The organism is Paenibacillus sp. ALE3 (assembly GCF_054113405.1).
Genome location: NZ_CM134214.1, coordinates 4,091,320 through 4,108,259, shown reverse-complemented (window position 1 = coordinate 4,108,259; position 16,940 = coordinate 4,091,320). Strand labels below are relative to the sequence as shown.

At 44.8% G+C, this 16,940-nt stretch carries 14 protein-coding genes; 10 read left to right on the top strand and 4 right to left on the bottom strand.

What is annotated here, in order from left to right; all coding sequences use genetic code 11:
* Window positions 1-21 precede the first annotated feature (21 nt).
* Window positions 22-1,071: an NAD(P)-dependent alcohol dehydrogenase gene (locus tag ACXHJ2_RS18330; protein WP_165080216.1), complete on the top strand. Its 1,050-nt coding sequence runs from the start codon at window positions 22-24 to the stop codon at window positions 1,069-1,071.
* Between the two features lie 145 nt (window positions 1,072-1,216).
* On the opposite strand, the gene ACXHJ2_RS18325 is transcribed toward ACXHJ2_RS18330, so the two are convergent.
* On the bottom strand, window positions 1,217-2,119 hold the full coding sequence (locus ACXHJ2_RS18325; RefSeq protein WP_165080218.1) for a DMT family transporter: 903 nt from the start codon (window positions 2,117-2,119) through the stop codon (window positions 1,217-1,219).
* A gap of 109 nt (window positions 2,120-2,228) precedes the next feature.
* Between ACXHJ2_RS18325 and ACXHJ2_RS18320 the strand changes: the two genes are divergently transcribed.
* The 4 genes from ACXHJ2_RS18320 to ACXHJ2_RS18305 all read left to right on the top strand — a co-directional run bounded on the left by ACXHJ2_RS18320 (window position 2,229) and on the right by ACXHJ2_RS18305 (window position 4,466).
* Window positions 2,229-3,116: an AraC family transcriptional regulator gene (locus tag ACXHJ2_RS18320; protein ID WP_457874261.1), complete on the top strand. Its 888-nt coding sequence runs from the start codon at window positions 2,229-2,231 to the stop codon at window positions 3,114-3,116.
* Window positions 3,117-3,417: 301 nt separating this feature from the next.
* A complete protein-coding gene (locus ACXHJ2_RS18315) occupies window positions 3,418-3,873 on the top strand; it encodes a DinB family protein (RefSeq protein WP_165080221.1) in 456 nt (151 codons plus the stop codon).
* Between the two features lie 63 nt (window positions 3,874-3,936).
* Complete coding sequence (locus ACXHJ2_RS18310; protein ID WP_238791010.1) at window positions 3,937-4,149, top strand: hypothetical protein; 213 nt, start codon at window positions 3,937-3,939, stop codon at window positions 4,147-4,149.
* A 23-nt stretch (window positions 4,150-4,172) separates the two neighbouring features.
* Window positions 4,173-4,466, top strand: coding sequence for a hypothetical protein (locus ACXHJ2_RS18305; RefSeq protein ID WP_238791356.1), 294 nt, complete (start codon window positions 4,173-4,175; stop codon window positions 4,464-4,466).
* Window positions 4,467-4,708: 242 nt separating this feature from the next.
* Here ACXHJ2_RS18305 and ACXHJ2_RS18300 read toward each other — a convergent pair whose 3' ends face one another.
* On the bottom strand, window positions 4,709-5,917 hold the full coding sequence (locus ACXHJ2_RS18300; protein WP_165080223.1) for an IS110 family RNA-guided transposase: 1,209 nt from the start codon (window positions 5,915-5,917) through the stop codon (window positions 4,709-4,711).
* A gap of 320 nt (window positions 5,918-6,237) precedes the next feature.
* On the opposite strand from ACXHJ2_RS18300, the gene ACXHJ2_RS18295 reads away from it, so the two are divergent.
* The 3 genes from ACXHJ2_RS18295 to ACXHJ2_RS18285 all read left to right on the top strand — a co-directional run bounded on the left by ACXHJ2_RS18295 (window position 6,238) and on the right by ACXHJ2_RS18285 (window position 8,123).
* Entirely contained in the window at window positions 6,238-6,693 is a 456-nt protein-coding gene (locus ACXHJ2_RS18295; RefSeq protein ID WP_457874259.1) for an HAD-IA family hydrolase, read from the top strand.
* A gap of 175 nt (window positions 6,694-6,868) precedes the next feature.
* Entirely contained in the window at window positions 6,869-7,615 is a 747-nt protein-coding gene (locus ACXHJ2_RS18290) for an SDR family NAD(P)-dependent oxidoreductase (protein ID WP_063213926.1), read from the top strand.
* Between the two features lie 160 nt (window positions 7,616-7,775).
* Entirely contained in the window at window positions 7,776-8,123 is a 348-nt protein-coding gene (locus tag ACXHJ2_RS18285) for a winged helix-turn-helix transcriptional regulator (protein WP_019685981.1), read from the top strand.
* Between the two features lie 500 nt (window positions 8,124-8,623).
* On the opposite strand, the gene ACXHJ2_RS18280 is transcribed toward ACXHJ2_RS18285, so the two are convergent.
* A complete protein-coding gene (locus tag ACXHJ2_RS18280; protein ID WP_165080230.1) occupies window positions 8,624-9,451 on the bottom strand; it encodes an HAD-IIB family hydrolase in 828 nt (275 codons plus the stop codon).
* Between the two features lie 85 nt (window positions 9,452-9,536).
* On the opposite strand from ACXHJ2_RS18280, the gene ACXHJ2_RS18275 reads away from it, so the two are divergent.
* Window positions 9,537-10,520, top strand: a complete 984-nt coding sequence (locus ACXHJ2_RS18275) for a LacI family DNA-binding transcriptional regulator (protein WP_165080232.1) — start codon at window positions 9,537-9,539, stop codon at window positions 10,518-10,520.
* Between the two features lie 694 nt (window positions 10,521-11,214).
* Here ACXHJ2_RS18275 and ACXHJ2_RS18270 read toward each other — a convergent pair.
* Window positions 11,215-12,531 carry an erythromycin esterase family protein gene (locus tag ACXHJ2_RS18270; RefSeq protein WP_165080235.1) on the bottom strand — a complete coding sequence of 439 codons (1,317 nt, stop codon included), beginning with the start codon at window positions 12,529-12,531 and terminating at the stop codon, window positions 11,215-11,217.
* A 276-nt stretch (window positions 12,532-12,807) separates the two neighbouring features.
* On the opposite strand from ACXHJ2_RS18270, the gene ACXHJ2_RS18265 reads away from it, so the two are divergent.
* Window positions 12,808-16,833, top strand: coding sequence for a DUF5695 domain-containing protein (locus tag ACXHJ2_RS18265; RefSeq protein ID WP_165080237.1), 4,026 nt, complete (start codon window positions 12,808-12,810; stop codon window positions 16,831-16,833).
* The last annotated feature ends 107 nt before the right edge of the window (window positions 16,834-16,940 follow it).

Below are 16,940 nucleotides of genomic sequence, written 5' to 3'. Positions count from 1 at the left end.
GAATTGCAGGAGGTTATAACGATGATAACTACTAATGCACGCGCTACATTCAGTCCAGAAGGTCCATTCAAACTGACTACGATAGAACGCAGGGATCTCCAGCCCCATGATGTCCTCATTGAGATTAAGTACGCTGGTATTTGCCACTCTGATATTCATACAGCTCGCGGCGAGTGGGGACCGGTGAACTATCCGCTCGTTCCAGGGCACGAGATTGCCGGAATTGTCACCCAGGTTGGTTCGGAGGTCAGAAAGTTTGCCGTTGGCGACCGAGTGGGGGTAGGCTGTATGGTTGACTCCTGCGGAGAGTGCGTTAACTGTCATCAGGGAGAAGAGCAGTATTGTCTAAATGGTAATACGGGCACCTATGGAGCCTACGACAGATACGGGCAATATACGCAAGGTGGTTACTCCTCTCACATCGTCGTAACTGAAGACTTCGTAGTTAGCATTCCTAATGGTATAGAGCTTGATGTCGCTGCTCCTTTGCTGTGTGCCGGCATCACAACGTATTCGCCGCTGCGCCATTGGGGAGCCGCTCCTGGCAAAAAGATAGCTGTTGTTGGACTTGGCGGGCTTGGACACATGGCTGTAAAGCTTGCTCATGCCATGGGGGCAGAGGTTACGGTTTTATCACAAACATTGAATAAGAAAGAAGACGGTTTGCGGCTTGGTGCGGATCATTATTATGCCACGAACGATCCGGAAACGTTTAAGAAACTGGCCGGTTCGTTCGACCTGATTGTGAATACGGTCAGCGCGAAAATCGACATTAACGCCTACCTTTCATTGCTGGCACTGGACGGTACATTGGTCAATGTTGGTGCGCCAGCGGAGCCATTGCCTGTTCAAGTCTTATCTCTTATCGGTCATCGTCGGTCGTTTGCTGGATCGATGATTGGTGGTATCCGCGAAACGCAGGAAATGCTTAACTTTTGCGCTGAACACTCTATCACTCCAGAGATCGAGGTTATTTCGGCTAACCAGATTGATGAAGCCTGGGAGCGGGTACTAGCTTCAGACATACGGTATCGATTTGTGATCGACATCAGCACGATGGAGAATGAATAACGAATGATTCTAGGCAAAATGAGAGAGGCACATCTACACTGATGTGCCTCTTTTACTTAATAGAAGAAACCATATTCAAGATTGAGGTTAGTAGCCTTGATTCAGCCTGAGGGACCGGTGCATAACGTACACATGAAGGCAGGATTTATGAAGAAGACTTTTTATTGAATGCCAGTAACAATATCAGTCCGATGATACATAATACACCAATCCATTGGAAAAAACCAAAGGGTTCTTTTAACCAAAATACAGTTGTTAAAACAGCAGCTAGTGGTTCCAAACTACTTAGAAAGCTTGTTTCTTTAGGTGAAAGGCTTTGTAAGCTTTCTATATAGAACCAAAATGCTATCATTGTGCCGAATATAATAACGAATGCTAGATATAAATAGGTTTCTAAGGTCAAGCTTTTAAAATCGATCTGCCAGGGTGGATGGATTAAGCTTAATCCAAAACCGCCAATGACCATCGCCCAACCCACAATAACCAGGGAATCGTATTGCTTCAAAAGAGGAATTGCGTATAAGGTATAAAAAGCCAGGGCTATTGCTGATAAAAGGCCCCACACGATTGCGATCTTCGGAACGGATAGTTGAGAAATAGAGCCGTTTGTTAACAAGAAAAAACAACCCACTAAAGCCAGGAAAATAGCTGACAGATCCTTTCGTGTGAAGACCAGGTGCTTTCGCAGAACTAAATAGATGATAATCATTACAGGTGCTAAATACTGTAATAATGTCGCAACAGCGGCATTACCACTTTGAATGGATGCCATATACGTATATTGAACCGCTAGCATACCAACCAAACCGTAGACAATGAGTTGGAAAGCGGTCTTTCTATTTTTCCATACACCCCATATTTGTTCACGGTCTTTTATTAAAAATTGAAGGGCCAAGAGTAAAACACCAGCTATGAGCAAGCGTGTTGTTACAAGCCAATTTACATCGATTTGTAGAAAAAGTTTTTTTGCAACGGTCCCACTGATCCCCCAGAATATAGCTCCTGTGATAACAAGAAATAATCCTGTTCTTCTAGTTGATTTATCCATGAATATTCTCCACCTTGAAATATAATAATAGTGTTATAATAGGTGAAAAATATTTTAAATTATACTTGAATTTGATGATAAAATATAAATATATTGAGGTTGTGGTGATTTGCAAATAAAAAATTTCATGATTGACCAAAACCTAAAAGAACTAACTGAGCATCGGACGGTCATACTACCGGTGGCGTGTTATGAAACAACAATTAACCAAAATATACATGGATATGTACCACTTCATTGGCATGATGAAATTCAATTTGTTTTGGTTGAAAAAGGGGAAGCGATCTTTCAAATAAATGAGGATAAACGAATCGTACGACAAGGTGATGGGTTATTTATAAATAGTGGCTGCCTACACATGGCGGAAGATAAGAATGAATCGGGTTGCGTCTATATCTGTCTAAATGTTTCTCCTCATTTCGTTTTATCACAAGAGCTTTACACACCCTACGTAGCTCCTTATATTCAAGCGACTAATTTACCTTATGTATACATAGATTCTGACGAGCTTTGGGGTAAAAACATTTTAGATGCTATTTTGAAAATGAATCAATATATTCAACAAAAATCACCATACTTTGAGATGGATATTACCGTGCACTTAACACTGATTTGGAAAAACTTAGTTATTAATGGCTTTCAATTAGAATACGACCAGATGGAAATGGTAAAGAGCCAACGGATCAAGCAAATGTTAAATTGGATCTATTTGCATTATGCTGAAAAAGTCACATTAGATGATATTGCAAAAGCGGGTCAATTGAGCCGTTCGGAGTGCTGCCGATATTTCAAACGAATTTTAAAGGTAACTCCGTTGAATTATGTAATGGATTATCGGATTCAAAAAAGTTTAGTCTTACTGCAACAAGCAGAATCTAACGTTACAGAAATTGCCTATAAGGTCGGATTTAACAGTACGAGCTATTTTATAGAAAGATTCAGAAAAGCGATGACTATGACACCACTAGCCTACAAAAGATCAAAAATGGATGATTGATAAGTAGGGCTTTGATACCCATGGATGAACGCTGCTGCGGAGTGTAGGGAAGTTGACTCGCTTATTCTTCAGCACCTCCATATACTCACTGATTTTTTGATTCACTTTTCGTTCTTGTTCCACTTGGTGCCGACTTTTTACAAATCTCACAAACAACCTTATCCTAAACGTTACAGGTAAGTCTGTAACTTCATTGGCAAATCTGTATGGCGTGTGATAAGTATTTAAAAGTTTGAAGTCGCTAAACTAACGAGATACACTAGGTTCAAGTAATCGATGAAAAGAAGAGGGGGAGACCGAAATGAAGACAATCAAGTACATGATGGACCACCTATACTGGGCGGACGGACGCATCTTGGACGCGCTCGAGGAGAGTAAGACGAAGAACAAGGACCTTCTGAAGCTGGTTCGGCACGTTGCAGTCGCGGAACGAGTCTGGCTGGACCGATTGCAGGGCAAGGGCAGCGCGCAATATTCGTTGTGGGAGGAAACGGAAGACCTGACGGCGATCCGGATGATGTTCGAAGAAAACGCTGAGCAATATCGCGTCTATATCGAAGGGCTCAAGGAATTCGAGCTGGATGAGATGATTGACTATGAGAATCAGAGTGGGGTTCCGTTCCGAACGTCCGTCCGAGACATCCTGTTGCAGGTCCTCTTACATGGGCAATATCACCGGGGACAGATCAACCGGGCACTTCGAATCGAATCGGCAGAGCCTGCCCAAGTCGATTACATCACGTTCATGAGGCTCTAACGGGGCCTAATAATCACCATAAAATCAAAAGTCGCAGGAAAAATCATCCTGGACGCTATCCTTATGCCGGAGTGGGAATACCGATATTATTCGTACAACGCTCATTGGGATGAGAATGAACAAATGGCATCGATGAGGGACGGCGAAGGGGATCACTATTTTGCGCTGTTTCAGCCAACCGGACTGATCATCAAAGGGTTTGACCAGCGTTTTAATCGGGTGCATGGGCCACATGATGTGCTGCAAGTGTGCCTAACGAATTTGAGGGATTTCTAAGGAAACCAGCGTTTATTATGGATGTGACTACATTTTGTACATGGAAGTTGCAAGGCAGCCAGGCATGGTCCACAAGTAAGGAACTGGATGCCGAGGCCTACAAACTGTTACATGTTTTAAACGGCAAATCGGATTATTACTATGCTTGGGCAACGGAGTATTACGAGATTTCACTGGACCGGTCGCTCGTACAGCGAATATTCGATATAGAGCCTTTGGATGGGAAAATGCTTAAAGGTCTAGATAAAGAATTAGAACTCGCTGATCTTGAAGAGGATATCCGGGAAATAGGCTATCCGGTAAAAAGGGAAGATTGAAAATAGTATGTACATAGACATTTCCTATTGAAAGTCGCTATTTAAGCGGCTTTTTTTATTATATCGGTGTCAGAAGAAAATAAAATTCTAGACTGATGACGAATCATTAAGCTATACCAGCTAATAGCTTGTCAAGATTACCAGTAAAGTGATTCTAAATCATGTGGTATAGTTAAAATGAGCATGCCAAATAACCCTCCAATTTCCGTTGTGCCTTGGAAGGTTATGCCAATGATAATCTTTTAAATTGGACGAAATTCCTTTTTGTTTTTCAAGATTGCATAAAGCCAATGGATGAGCTTATTTGCACATGCGATTAGAGCTACTTTATGTGGTTTTCCTTCTGCTCTCTTGCGATCATAGAACGCTTTGAGTCGCATATTTCGGGAGCGTATAAGCCCACACTGGACAGCCATTACCAGTGCGTAACGCAACTGCCTGGAACCACGTTTCGTGATTCGGTTTCGAGTTGCTGTAAATTTACCGGAAGCAAAGACACTCGGGTCAATGCCTGCAAAAGCTACTAGCTTTTTAGGATGATCAAATCGGTCGATCTCTCCAATTTCAGATAAAATTGTTGCAGCAATTTTATGCCCAATACCGGGAATCGACTGAATTAATTCATACTCTTCAATTTCTTCAGCCAGAGCATCTATGTTCTGTTCCAGTTCAGCAAGATGCTCTTGGTACTGAAGAATAAGGGTGATAAGAACTTTAAAATTGATTAAGTGGCTTGCATACATGGTTTGCTGAAATGGGTTTTGCTTTGCCGCGTCTAGCAGTCGCTGAACCCGTTGGTTAATCCAGCCCTCTGAACGCCCCCGTTTCGAAGAAAGTAGTTCTTTCATCTTAGCTTTGAGTGTAATTTCATCCGTCTGCAAAACTGAATATGAGGTTGGAAATTTACTTAAAAACCGTAGTGAAATACGGGAATACATAGCTCCAAAGACGCCTTTGTAAGCTGGGAAAACCTGATCTAAAACGGCTTGGAATTGCAGCTTCGTCTGTACACACATCTTTGAAAGGGACTCATACTGTCTTGTAAGATAGCGCAGATTGAGAAGTTGCACACCTCTTTTTTTAAAAGGTTCAAACTCTTCCTTGTAGTACAACTCTCCCAATAGGTAAGCGTCCGCAGCATCCGTCTTTACTTTACGAAGTTGAGACTTTCTAAGCCGATTTGAGATGAGCGGATTAATGATAATGTAAATGTAGTGATGTTCTTCTAGGAACTGAACAACGGGACTTTGGTAATGGCCGGTTGCTTCTAGAATAAGCAGAGGACGTAGTTTGGATGCAGTCTCAACATCCTTCAAAACTTGATGTAAATTTGCTAGGCCATCACGAGTGTGCTCGAAGTGGAATGTCCCTCTGAAGGGCTTTCCGCGCGCTAAAAAGGCTTGTCCATGACTTTCTTCTTTTGAAATATCTAGACCGACAACTGGATTCATTTCATCTCTCCCTGTAAGTTTAGGTTCCCCGGCATCCCTAAGGTTCTTCTTGTCGCTCCATAGCATCGCTTGTTATACGGGATCTTACGTCCCAACCAGCCTCAATCATGGTCATGACAAGTAGGGCGAACACTATAGCGCTCGGGATCAAGTCCCACGGGCAGGTACGTTCGACCAGGCTACCTTAATCCTCTATGCAAATGAAAAAAGGATCAACCAGAAAGAACTGGTTGATCTCATAATACGAACGGGCAGGATAGTTCAAATACGTGGTATCATGTGGTGAGTAATTAATGGAGCCCTCTTTTACAATGTTGAGAATGGGGGAAATCGTGGTCGGCTTGGAATGGGAAGGTTTGTATAGAGAATTGTTGGGAGATGGAAACCAATTGCTTATGGAAGGCGCAATGGATGTCTGTCATCGCTTATCAAAGACCCATCGAATGTTCGTAATCACGAATGGTATCACTCACACGCAAATCAAACGCTTGAAGCAGTCTGGGCTATATAAGTTTTTCGAGGATATCTTTGATTCGCAAAGCATTGGTTATCAAAAACCGAAGGAAGAATTTTTCAATTACGTCATAAGTCATATTTCAGAATTTAATAGAAAGGATGCGCTTGTCATTGGAGATTCATTAAATACGGATATCAAAGGTGGTCTTCAGTCGGGCATTGACACCTGTTGGGTCAACAGAACCGGACAAATAAGTCCGGCAGAAATTAAAAGCACATATATAATCTCAAACTTAATGGAGCTCACTTCCATCTGTTAGGCTGTAAAAACAAACGCTTGTGCCGCCTCAATTATCACTTTTTGGTGACTATATCACAAAAAAGTGGGTACTGTTTTTCTTGTAACTTTTCCCCCATACTATCGTTCATAGGAGGTTCATGAAGCAGACAGAGCATCCTATACCATATAAATCATTATAAAAGGAGTGTAATAGAATGGGGAAATTTGACGGGAAGGTAGCAGTTGTAACCGGAGGTACAAGCGGCATCGGTCTCGCGTCGGCACAACAGTTCGTAAAAGAAGGGGCTTACGTTTTTATCACGGGACGCAGACAACGTGAACTGGATGAAGCAGTAAAGCAGATCGGAAAGAATGTTACAGGTGTCCGAGGTGACATATCTAAATCGGAAGATCTAGATATATTATTCGAAACAGTTAAGCGAGAAAAGGGACACTTGGACATTCTCTTTGCAAATGCCGGACTAGGGTCATTTCTTCCATTAGGAGAAATTACAGAAGCACAATACTACAAGACTTTCGATGTCAACGTGAAAGGAACCATCTTTACAGTACAAAAGGCATTAGCTTTGTTTCCAAATAAAAGAGGTTCGATTATTCTAACGGGATCCACTGCTGGCTCGACGGGGATGCCAGCGTTTAGTATCTATGGTGCATCCAAGGCAGCGATCAGACAGCTCGTCCGCAGCTGGATTCTTGATATGAGAGGGACCGAAATTCGTATAAACATCCTTAGTCCGGGAACAATCGTAACGCCGGCGTACGATGAGTTATTTGGCTCTGAACTAGATCATTTCCTGGAACAGGCAAAAAATGATATTCCGCTCGGCAGAGTGGGGCAGGTTGAAGAGATCTCCAATGCTGTCATGTTCCTAGCCTCTAATGAAAGCAGCTATATGAACGGCGTTGAATTATTCGTAGATGGCGGAGTAGCTCAAGTTTAACCAGGACATAATAATTTTCTAACGACAAAGATTTTTAAATCAACTTAAATGCGATTGTATTATCCCCTCCATGTAACGTTCAATTTTTCCTTCAGTGATCCTTGAAGGATCAAGCGATACATGAAGGGGATATTCTTAGATCGGGAGATGGTGCATTGATATGAAAACATTTTTCTGTGAACTGGAAGTTACACTAGAGGTTATCGGAGGAAAGTGGAAGGGGCTTGTTCTGTACTATTTAATAAAAGGACCTAAACGGACGGGAGAGCTTAAGCGACTCGTTCATAATATATCGCAAAAGATGCTGATTCAAACTCTTCGGGAACTGGAAACAGACGGATTAATTCGCAGAAAGATGTACAATCAGGTACCGCCTAAGGTGGAATATTCAACGACGGAACTGGGTCAATCACTTGAACCCATTTTGAGATCGCTTTGTGATTGGGGGGGGAATTACGCAGAGCAATCCTTCGCTCCGGGCGAGATTGAGATTTTGTATCTGGATTAACTGTCGGGGGACAAGAGCATAGTCCCATTTGAAGTCGCTATTTTAGCGGCTTTTTTGTTTTATCGTTTTACGTTGATGTTTTCGAGTGATGAGCAATATTCTAGTACAGGTTACTTCGTAATTAATAAGGTGCACTACAAAACTAAGGACACAAAACTTGTCTCAGAGATTAATAAGTACGTCTTGGATTATGGCAAAAGCATCATGCCCCAGCTGTTGCCAGGAGTCTGAGCAAACAGGTAAGCGGTTGAGGCTAATGACAATGAACCCATTACGCTAACGGGATACGATAGTTCAATACAAACAAGAAGGCAGCCGATCAAAGTGATTGGCTGCCTTTGTTTAACTAATGGGCAGGATGGAGTGACTTTTGTGTAGAAAATTAAAAACGAACAAATCAAGTTCGTGCGCAAGATCTAGCGATGCGCTTTGAAGTGCCGGTTCGCACGATTTACCGAGACTTAGATCGGCTAAATATAGCTGGGCAAACGCCATATGAATTACTCCCCAAAGAAATTTCTGCATACATGCAAAATTCCCTCGGCGTAAGGGTAAGGGGCAACGTTGTTGTGGCATGACTTTGCCTCTGCCGTTGCATTCTGGAGAAGATATCCATGGGCAACCATCTGAAGCATCTCGATGTCATTTCCACTGTCACCGAAAGCCAATGTTTTGGACAGGAGTACCTGACTATAATCCATCAGGAATTGCACAGCCGCTTTCTTTCCAGTTCCTGCGGGGATAAAATCGACATCATATGCGTGCTCCGGATCACCCGCCTTGGGATTGCAAATATTGATATTAATTCCGATCCCATGATTTGCAGCCAGATGCCTGATGATACTTATATCATATTGGGTTTTGACCGCTGATACCGGATAATAATAGTAGTTCATTTTGTATCGCGATTGACCCAATTGAGTCTGTTCGTGAAGAACAATGTTGAATGTTGATTTTAATTCGCTAATTAAATCTTCTATATCTCTTCGAGAGAATCCGGAGGCCCTTATGATCTTTGCCCATGATGGAACAGCGACCAGTTGTCCGTCAGGCTCGACTTCCCACAACTCTGTGCCCAGATTGCTCGCTATAAAATGGGGGAGCTGCGTCATACCGGCTATATTCATTTTTGCTTGTATTTGCTGAACACTACTTCCGGTGACCCAAGCTATCTTTACCTGATGATTTCTGGCAAGCTGCTGGAGGTATTGTTCCAGTTCGTACACCATTTTGAGTTGTTCAGGCAAACATTCATGCGGATAATACGTTTCGTCAAAATCAAACAATATCAGATATTCGGTTACAGCGGGGGTATATATGACTTTCATGAGTGTAGCTCCTCCTATAGTTTGTTAACGATATCATAGTTGCAGGGAACGTTCCCAGGTCAATACTTTAGATGAGGTGTTAATTTTGCCCACCATAATTGATATTTCACGTGTAAGCGGTCTCTCCAAGTCGACGGTATCACGTGTGTTAAATGACCATCCTCATGTATCTATTGAAAGCAGACAAAAAGTACAGAAAGCCATTACGGAGCTGGGATATGTCCGCAATACGCGGGGGGTTCAGTTGCGTCTACAGGCCAGTAATCATATCGGTGTGCTTGTCCCGGATGTGGAACATCCTTATTTCAGTCAGCTTGTCAGTACATTAAGTCGATCTTTAGGCTCAATGGGGTATCAACTTGTCATCTATCAGACCGAATTATCCCGGGAGTATGAACGTGAAGTGTATGCCCGATTGGCACGTCGAGAAATGGATGCTGTGGTTATTGCTCATTCCCATTTCTCGGAGAGAGAAATTAAAGAATATATAGGTTCTCACATAGGAATCATATGCAACGAAGCGATGGATGGAGAGTTTCTTGATGTCTTTCGATTGGATGAAGAAGATGCGGTCTTTCAAGCGACAGCATATTTGCTGTCCAAGGGGCGCCGTCATCTGTTTTTCTGTATGGATCACCTGACACAATTGCAAGAGAAAAGATGGAATGGGTTTCAACTGGCTCACCAACAATTCGGTCTTGCCTGTACGAAATCACAATGTTATACGGGTCTGATGACTATGGAAGATGGTTATACCTTGGGAGAACAATTATTTACTTCTGATCAATTGCCGGATGGAATGATAACAGGTAGTGACTTTGTAGCTACTGGTTTATTGAAAGCAGCAAAGCAAAAGGGGATATCCGTGCCTCAAGAAATGTCCGTCATCGGATTTGATAACCATCCTGTAGGATTAATGACTAATCCGGAACTGACCACATTAACCAATTGTATTCCTGATATGGTAAGGGATGTTACGGAATGTCTTACCCGGCGATTGAAGGGGATGCGATCTGCTCCTATAACGAAAATCTACAAGACTTCGTTGATTATACGTAATTCTACTTAAAAAAAGTGAAGTGAAAGACAAAGAAAAAGAAGGATAGTGAAATCCTTCTATCGGTCAGGAAGGATACATGTCTGAAGAGGAATTGAAGCGTTACTAGATCTCTTCGTTGTGGTACTTGAATTTCTAGACAAAATGGAGGCATTTCTAAACAAGAAGATATTCAGTGGTTCTTTTACACTGTAGGAGAAAGAATGGAAAGCAGGTTCCAGATGAATTTACCGTCCTTCATGTTCCTAGCCAAATCTATGCGGTATTCGATATAGTCGTGAGACGATTTTTGTTGTATTTATCACAGAAATGATTCAACTAACGGGAAATGATACACTGTCGCGGCAAATGTTCCCTCTTTCATTGAAGTAACGGGCGATCACTTCCCAAGACCGACAGGACCGGAAATTGTGGAATGAGCAAGGAATCAGGCACATCCGTCCGGCCGCCATATGCACCAGACGGAAAGCCAGGAGATAGGGGGTGTTTCTCCAGATTTCCGTGATGGGGACATCCCTTTTTTGATAGATGCATAAAAACTAACGGACCGTTTAGTTCAATAAAAAAGCAGCAGGCCCAGACTAATAAAAATAAAGTCCGTGCCTGCCACTTTTTGTATTGGAGCCAATCTCATAGTTATTATCCGAAGCCTGACGGTAAACGTTACCCAGCCATCCAGCATCCCACAGACGTTTCTTGCGAGCTGTTATTCTGAAAATAAAGCATCCGTTGCAACCGGCTGAAGGATAGGCAGTGGCTGAAGGGCGGTGGTCCGATCGAGATGAACAAACGCATTATAACGATCCGCCATGCTGGAAGGCACGTAATTGCCGAACCGCTCATGAGCAGGCTCATATACCACACCGATGGCACGGTGGCCAATGGTCGTATGCAGCATGGAAGATGCATCGGAGAGCATTATCATGCCATTTCGGCCGCCTCCCGCCTGGTGCATGTAATACTCCCAGCTTTCTGGCTGTCCGGGCGGGACGGTCATTTTCTCAACCGGAGATCCCCAAGCTCTTCCAGCCAGTACCTCGCCCTGATAGGTCCCGAAGCCAATGGCAAACACCCGATGTTCTGGATCCTCCCGCAGCAGCTGACCCACATTAACCATGCCATCCGCCATCATATCCGTTGCCCGCGCATCACCGATATGCGTATTATGCTCCCAGACAATGGCTTTTGCCGAGGCCCCGTAATAGGACATGATTCGCTTGAGGGATTCAACCATATGTTTGTCCCGTATATTCCAGGACTGTGGGCCGCCCCGGACCATCGTACGATAGTAGGCCTCCGAGCTGGAGGTGACGAGCATGTTCACCTCTGCATTCAGCTCTTCCTCACTTCCCGGATACGCCATGCGCCGGCTCTGCATCTGCTGTAGCAGCTCAACCACTTCTTTCTCACAGCTCTCCGAGAGCAGTCCTGCCGCAATGCCATAAGACTGATGGTCCCTGCTATATGGATCGAAACAGGCGTATGTCCTGCGGGCCTGTTTCAGTTGGGGAGAATTGGTCTCCTCCAAATAACCGATAATCGCTTCCATCGATTCCCATAACGAGTACATATCAATGCCATAAAATCCAACCTTCGCACGGACACTGCCGCCGCCGTGATTCGCCTCATTGTACTCCTTGAGCCACTCCGCGAAATCACGAATGTCCGTATTCGCCCACATCCATGTCGGCCAGCGGGTAAAATCACCCAGTGCATCGGCTGCCGAGGAATCGGCCCCCTCCATCCCTTTAACATACCGGTTCAACCGATAAGCAGAGGGCCAGTCTCCTTCCACACCGATAATGTTAAAACCCTTGCTTGTAATTAGCTTCTTCGAAAGCTCGGCCCGAACTCGGTAGAAATCAGAAGTCCCATGGCTCGCCTCACCGAGCAGCACAATATCTGCATCTCCGATGGCCTTAACCATGCGGTCCAGATTCTCCATTCCATCCAATGGGATAAATAATGCATTCAGCTCTTTCAAATAAGCGTTTTGCTCTGGTGGATTATCATTCGAATTCATGAAGTTGTTCCCTCCTACAGACGGTATGAGTGAATTATTTCCGATTTGTCCATTCATTAATCCAAAACATGGTGTCTGTTGGTATAAATGATTCATCCCCCGATTAGGTTGAAATCCTATATAAATCGGTTGAAAATGTTGATTTTACCAATGGACAAGGATTTGTACAATAGAGTTGTAGCGCTTACATTTCCAAGGAGGTTGCGGCGAAATGAAGAGACTTCAGCTGATTGACAAGCAAATCAGGACCCCGAGATCGAAAAGGAGGCCGTGTTGATGAAATTTAAGGGAATATTGGCGGCATTTTTGTTTTTAACCACAGCGTCCGTGTTGTTTGGGACGCATACGGCAGAGGCCCATGAACTATCCAATGACAAGCTGACGATTCAGACAGGCGAGCATGGCGAGATTTCATCTATCCGTATCAAGGGAGATGCTTTTCCGACCGAATATGTCATGAACGCAACGGTGACACCTGAGCAGAACACGGCAGATCATCAGTGGCTAGGGGAGCTGATGTTCACGTATCGACTGGATGGAGGTAGCTGGACGAAGGCATGGACGAATAAGTCGGCAGACGCGCGTAAGATCACGACCAGCGGCAACCGCGTTACGGTCACGTACGAGAACTCAAGTAACGCAGAAGGCATACGCAATTTTAAAGTTATTGAAACCTATTCGGCGGAGTCGAATGGTTCAGTGTTGTGGAATATACAGGTACAGAATACCAGCGGCAAAAAATTGGAGATTGGCGATTTTGGATTGCCCCTACCTTTTAATGAACAGTGGACTTATGGTGATGCAATTTACGAAACGAGAGTCGTGACGCATTCTTTTGTCGGCAATAACAGCTCCTATATTACAGCTGGGCGTCCCAGCGGTATCGGGTCTTCCCTGCTATTGATCCCTGATTCCACAACAGGCGCTGGGTTTGAGTATCAGGACCATTGGCGGGATGAAGAGCATCCGGGTAGCAAGTGGGCCTGGAACCCGGCCAACGAAGGCAAGTGGTTGGAGGGATTGAATGTATTTTATATTCATTCCAATGTCATCAAGTCTACCAACCGTGGGTATTTGCCCAATACAAGCCTGATCCTGAATCCAGGACAAAGCAAAAACTATGGCTTCAAGTTCCTGGCGGTAAAGGACGAGCATGATGTAAAAGATACGTTGTATCAAGAAAACTTGGTGGATACTACAGTCGTACCGGGCATGATTGTGCCTACGAATCAAAAGGCGAAGGTGGATCTGCGTACCAAGCAAACGATCAACAAGGTGACCTATCCAGACGGAACCGTTATTCCGCAGACGGATAGCAAGGCCGGAGGACACCACATTTATGAACTGAAATTTACTAAGCTGGGCCCGAATTTCATTACGGTGGAATACGGCAATGGCAGCAAAACGGTTTTACAATTCTATGCCATCGAGCCGATTGATCAGGCTTTGCAACGGCACGCTACCTTTATGGTAGACAAAACCCAGTGGAACGTGCCAGGTGATCTGCGTGATAAGGTATTTGACGATTGGATGATGCATACCAAATCCAAACGCAACATTTTCAATGGCTATTGGGGCTGGGGGGACGATTGGGGTCTGACCCACGGACAGTTCCTGGCTGAAAAAAACACGCTCTCTCCAGTCGCCAAAGAGGTGCGGGCCGTAGACGATTATTTGGAGACGGCAATTTGGACGAATCTGATGAATGGACATCATGAGGATTATTTAATTCATGATTTCCTGATGCCGGAGCCCAATGATACACCGACCTATCGGGGATATGCATACCCGCATGTATACAACACGTATTTCAGCATGTATAAGATTGCCAAGGAATACCCGGACCTAGTCACTTACAAGCATCCGAAGGAAACCTATTTGCTGCGGGCTTATAACATTTTCAAAGCATTGTATGAAGGACCGGTTGCGTACAACTGGGAAACAGGTTTGATGGGCGAGCTGACCACGCCGGATATTATTCAGGCCCTTCATAATGAAGGCTACGATGATGAAGCGAACGATCTCAAGGAAAAAATGGACCGCAAATATAACAATTTTAAAAATACAAAGTATCCTTATGGTTCTGAATATAGCTACGACAATACAGGCGAAGAGGCTGTATATACGTTAGCCAAGCAGAATATAGATACAGAGGGTGAGCAAAGTAAAGCCCTGGAAATGATGGGTAAAATCAATGCCAAAACTCGTGCATCACGCGGCCATATGCCTGTATGGTACTACTATACCGATCCGGTGACGATTACCGGGGAGAACTGGTTTAACTTCCAGTACACGACTTCACTTGCGGGATATGCGATGGATGACTGGATTCGTCATCATGAGGACAATCATCGCGAGGAGCAACAACGGCTGTCCTATGCAGCCAAAATTGCCAATGTTGGAGCGATTAACTCCGGGCAAATCAGCTCGGACCCTGAGAACATCGGGGCGGTTGCATGGACGTATCAAGCAGAAAAAGGCAATAACGGTACAAACGGCACCGGCGGCGGTAAAAATGTTCCGCTCTTTAACGGCTGGCGCGGCATGAGCGGTGAGGCTGACCTCGGATTGTTTGGTGCACTTAAAACCTTAAGCGCGGATATCGCGATTGATCCGATTTTTGGATTGACGGGCTACGGTGCAGAGGTGAGTAAAAGCGGTAACGTGTATACGATCAAGCCGCTGGACGGTTTGTTCAAACGAGTCAACCTGATTACGGAAAAGCTGTATATCGAGCTGGAAAAGGACCAGTATACAGAAGCCAAGCTGGCAACATCCAAGGATTATGTATGGCTCCAATTGAAAAATCAAACGCCGGGCCAAGCTCATTCTACGTACGTTACATTTGATGGCTTAAAGAAAGGAACGTACCTGGTTAAAGTGGGTGGTCAATCACAAGGCAAGTTTAATGCGTATGCACCAACCAATAAGCTTAAGTTGGAAATGGGTACAGCATCCTCCTATACAGTAGAGCTGACACCAACCACACCTGATCCCAACAAAGCACCTGTCGTTGATGCAGGCAAGGATTCCAAGGTGAAGCTGCCCGATCAGATTATTCTGAAAGGTACAGTTACAGATGATGGACTTCCGCAAGGAAAGGTGACCAGCGAGTGGAGTCTGGTTGAAGGACCACAGAATGCGAAGGTTACATTCAGCAGCAAAACATCACTACGCTCGAAGGTGAACGTTTCCGAACCAGGAACGTATATATTCAAGCTGACAGCCAGCGACTCCCAGTTATCAGGAGAGGCTAAAGTAACTGTGATAGCTGAACCGGCGGCACCGTTACCTGAACAGCTTGCAGTTTACAAGTTCGACGAAGCCAGCGGTGCTGTTGCTGCGGATTCATCGGAAAGCGGCAATGATGCTACCGTTAAGGGAACTGCGGCATGGGCTGCGGGGAAAAGAGGCAACGCTGTGAGCCTGAACGGCAAGGACAGCTATGTGCAGCTTCCGGCGGGGATTGTCAGCCGGGCACAGCAATTGACCGTATCCGGCTGGGTCAAAGCGAACAGCCTGAGCGACTATGTGCGGATTTTTGACTTCGGCTCCGGGACCAATGAATATATGTTCCTGACTCCTAAAGCCGGGAACCGGATGCTATTTGCCATTACGAATCAAGGTAACGGGCAAGGACAGGAGCAGACGATTGATGCCCCTGTATTGCCGACAGGCGTATGGAAGCATGTTGCAGTCACGCTTTCGGGCTCCACAGGTATTTTGTACGTGGATGGGAAAGAAGTGGGACGCAATACCAACCTGACCTTGAATCCAACCAGTCTGGGACAGACGAAAAATAATTTTATCGGTAAGTCCCAGTACCCTGATCCGTATTTCAATGGTCTGGTGGATGAATTCCGGATCTATAGCCGTGCTTTGAATGCAAACGAGGTGGCAGGTCTGGCCTCCGGTACAGCACAGAGTCTGACGGCAACTGAGAACATCACTGCGTTAAAAGAGGTGAATGTAACAACTCATGTCGGTGAAAAACCTGAACTGCCAAGCGTAGTGGAAGCTACGTATGGAGAAGGCTCCACCAAATGGGTGGCTGTGGAATGGGAGGATATAGACCCTGCACAATATGCTGCTCCAGGTTCGTTTGAATTGAAGGGCAAAGTGGAAGGGACAGAGTTGAAGGCATTGGCCAAGGTAACTGTGATTGAGGCAGGGGCCGTGGTTTTACCGGCAACTTCGGTTAGCCCTGAGACTTCAGTAACCCCGCCAACTACGACATCCCCGGTAACATCTGTCTTACCGTCTCGGCTTATCAGCCCAGCTAAATCAGTGGGAGTATCCTGAATAAGAGGCAACAACGCATAGTCATGGCTAATCTTTCCCATCGTCACTTTCTTCCTGCAAAGGGGGAGAGGGGCGATGGGTATCCTTGCATTTGAGGTGCACAGCTG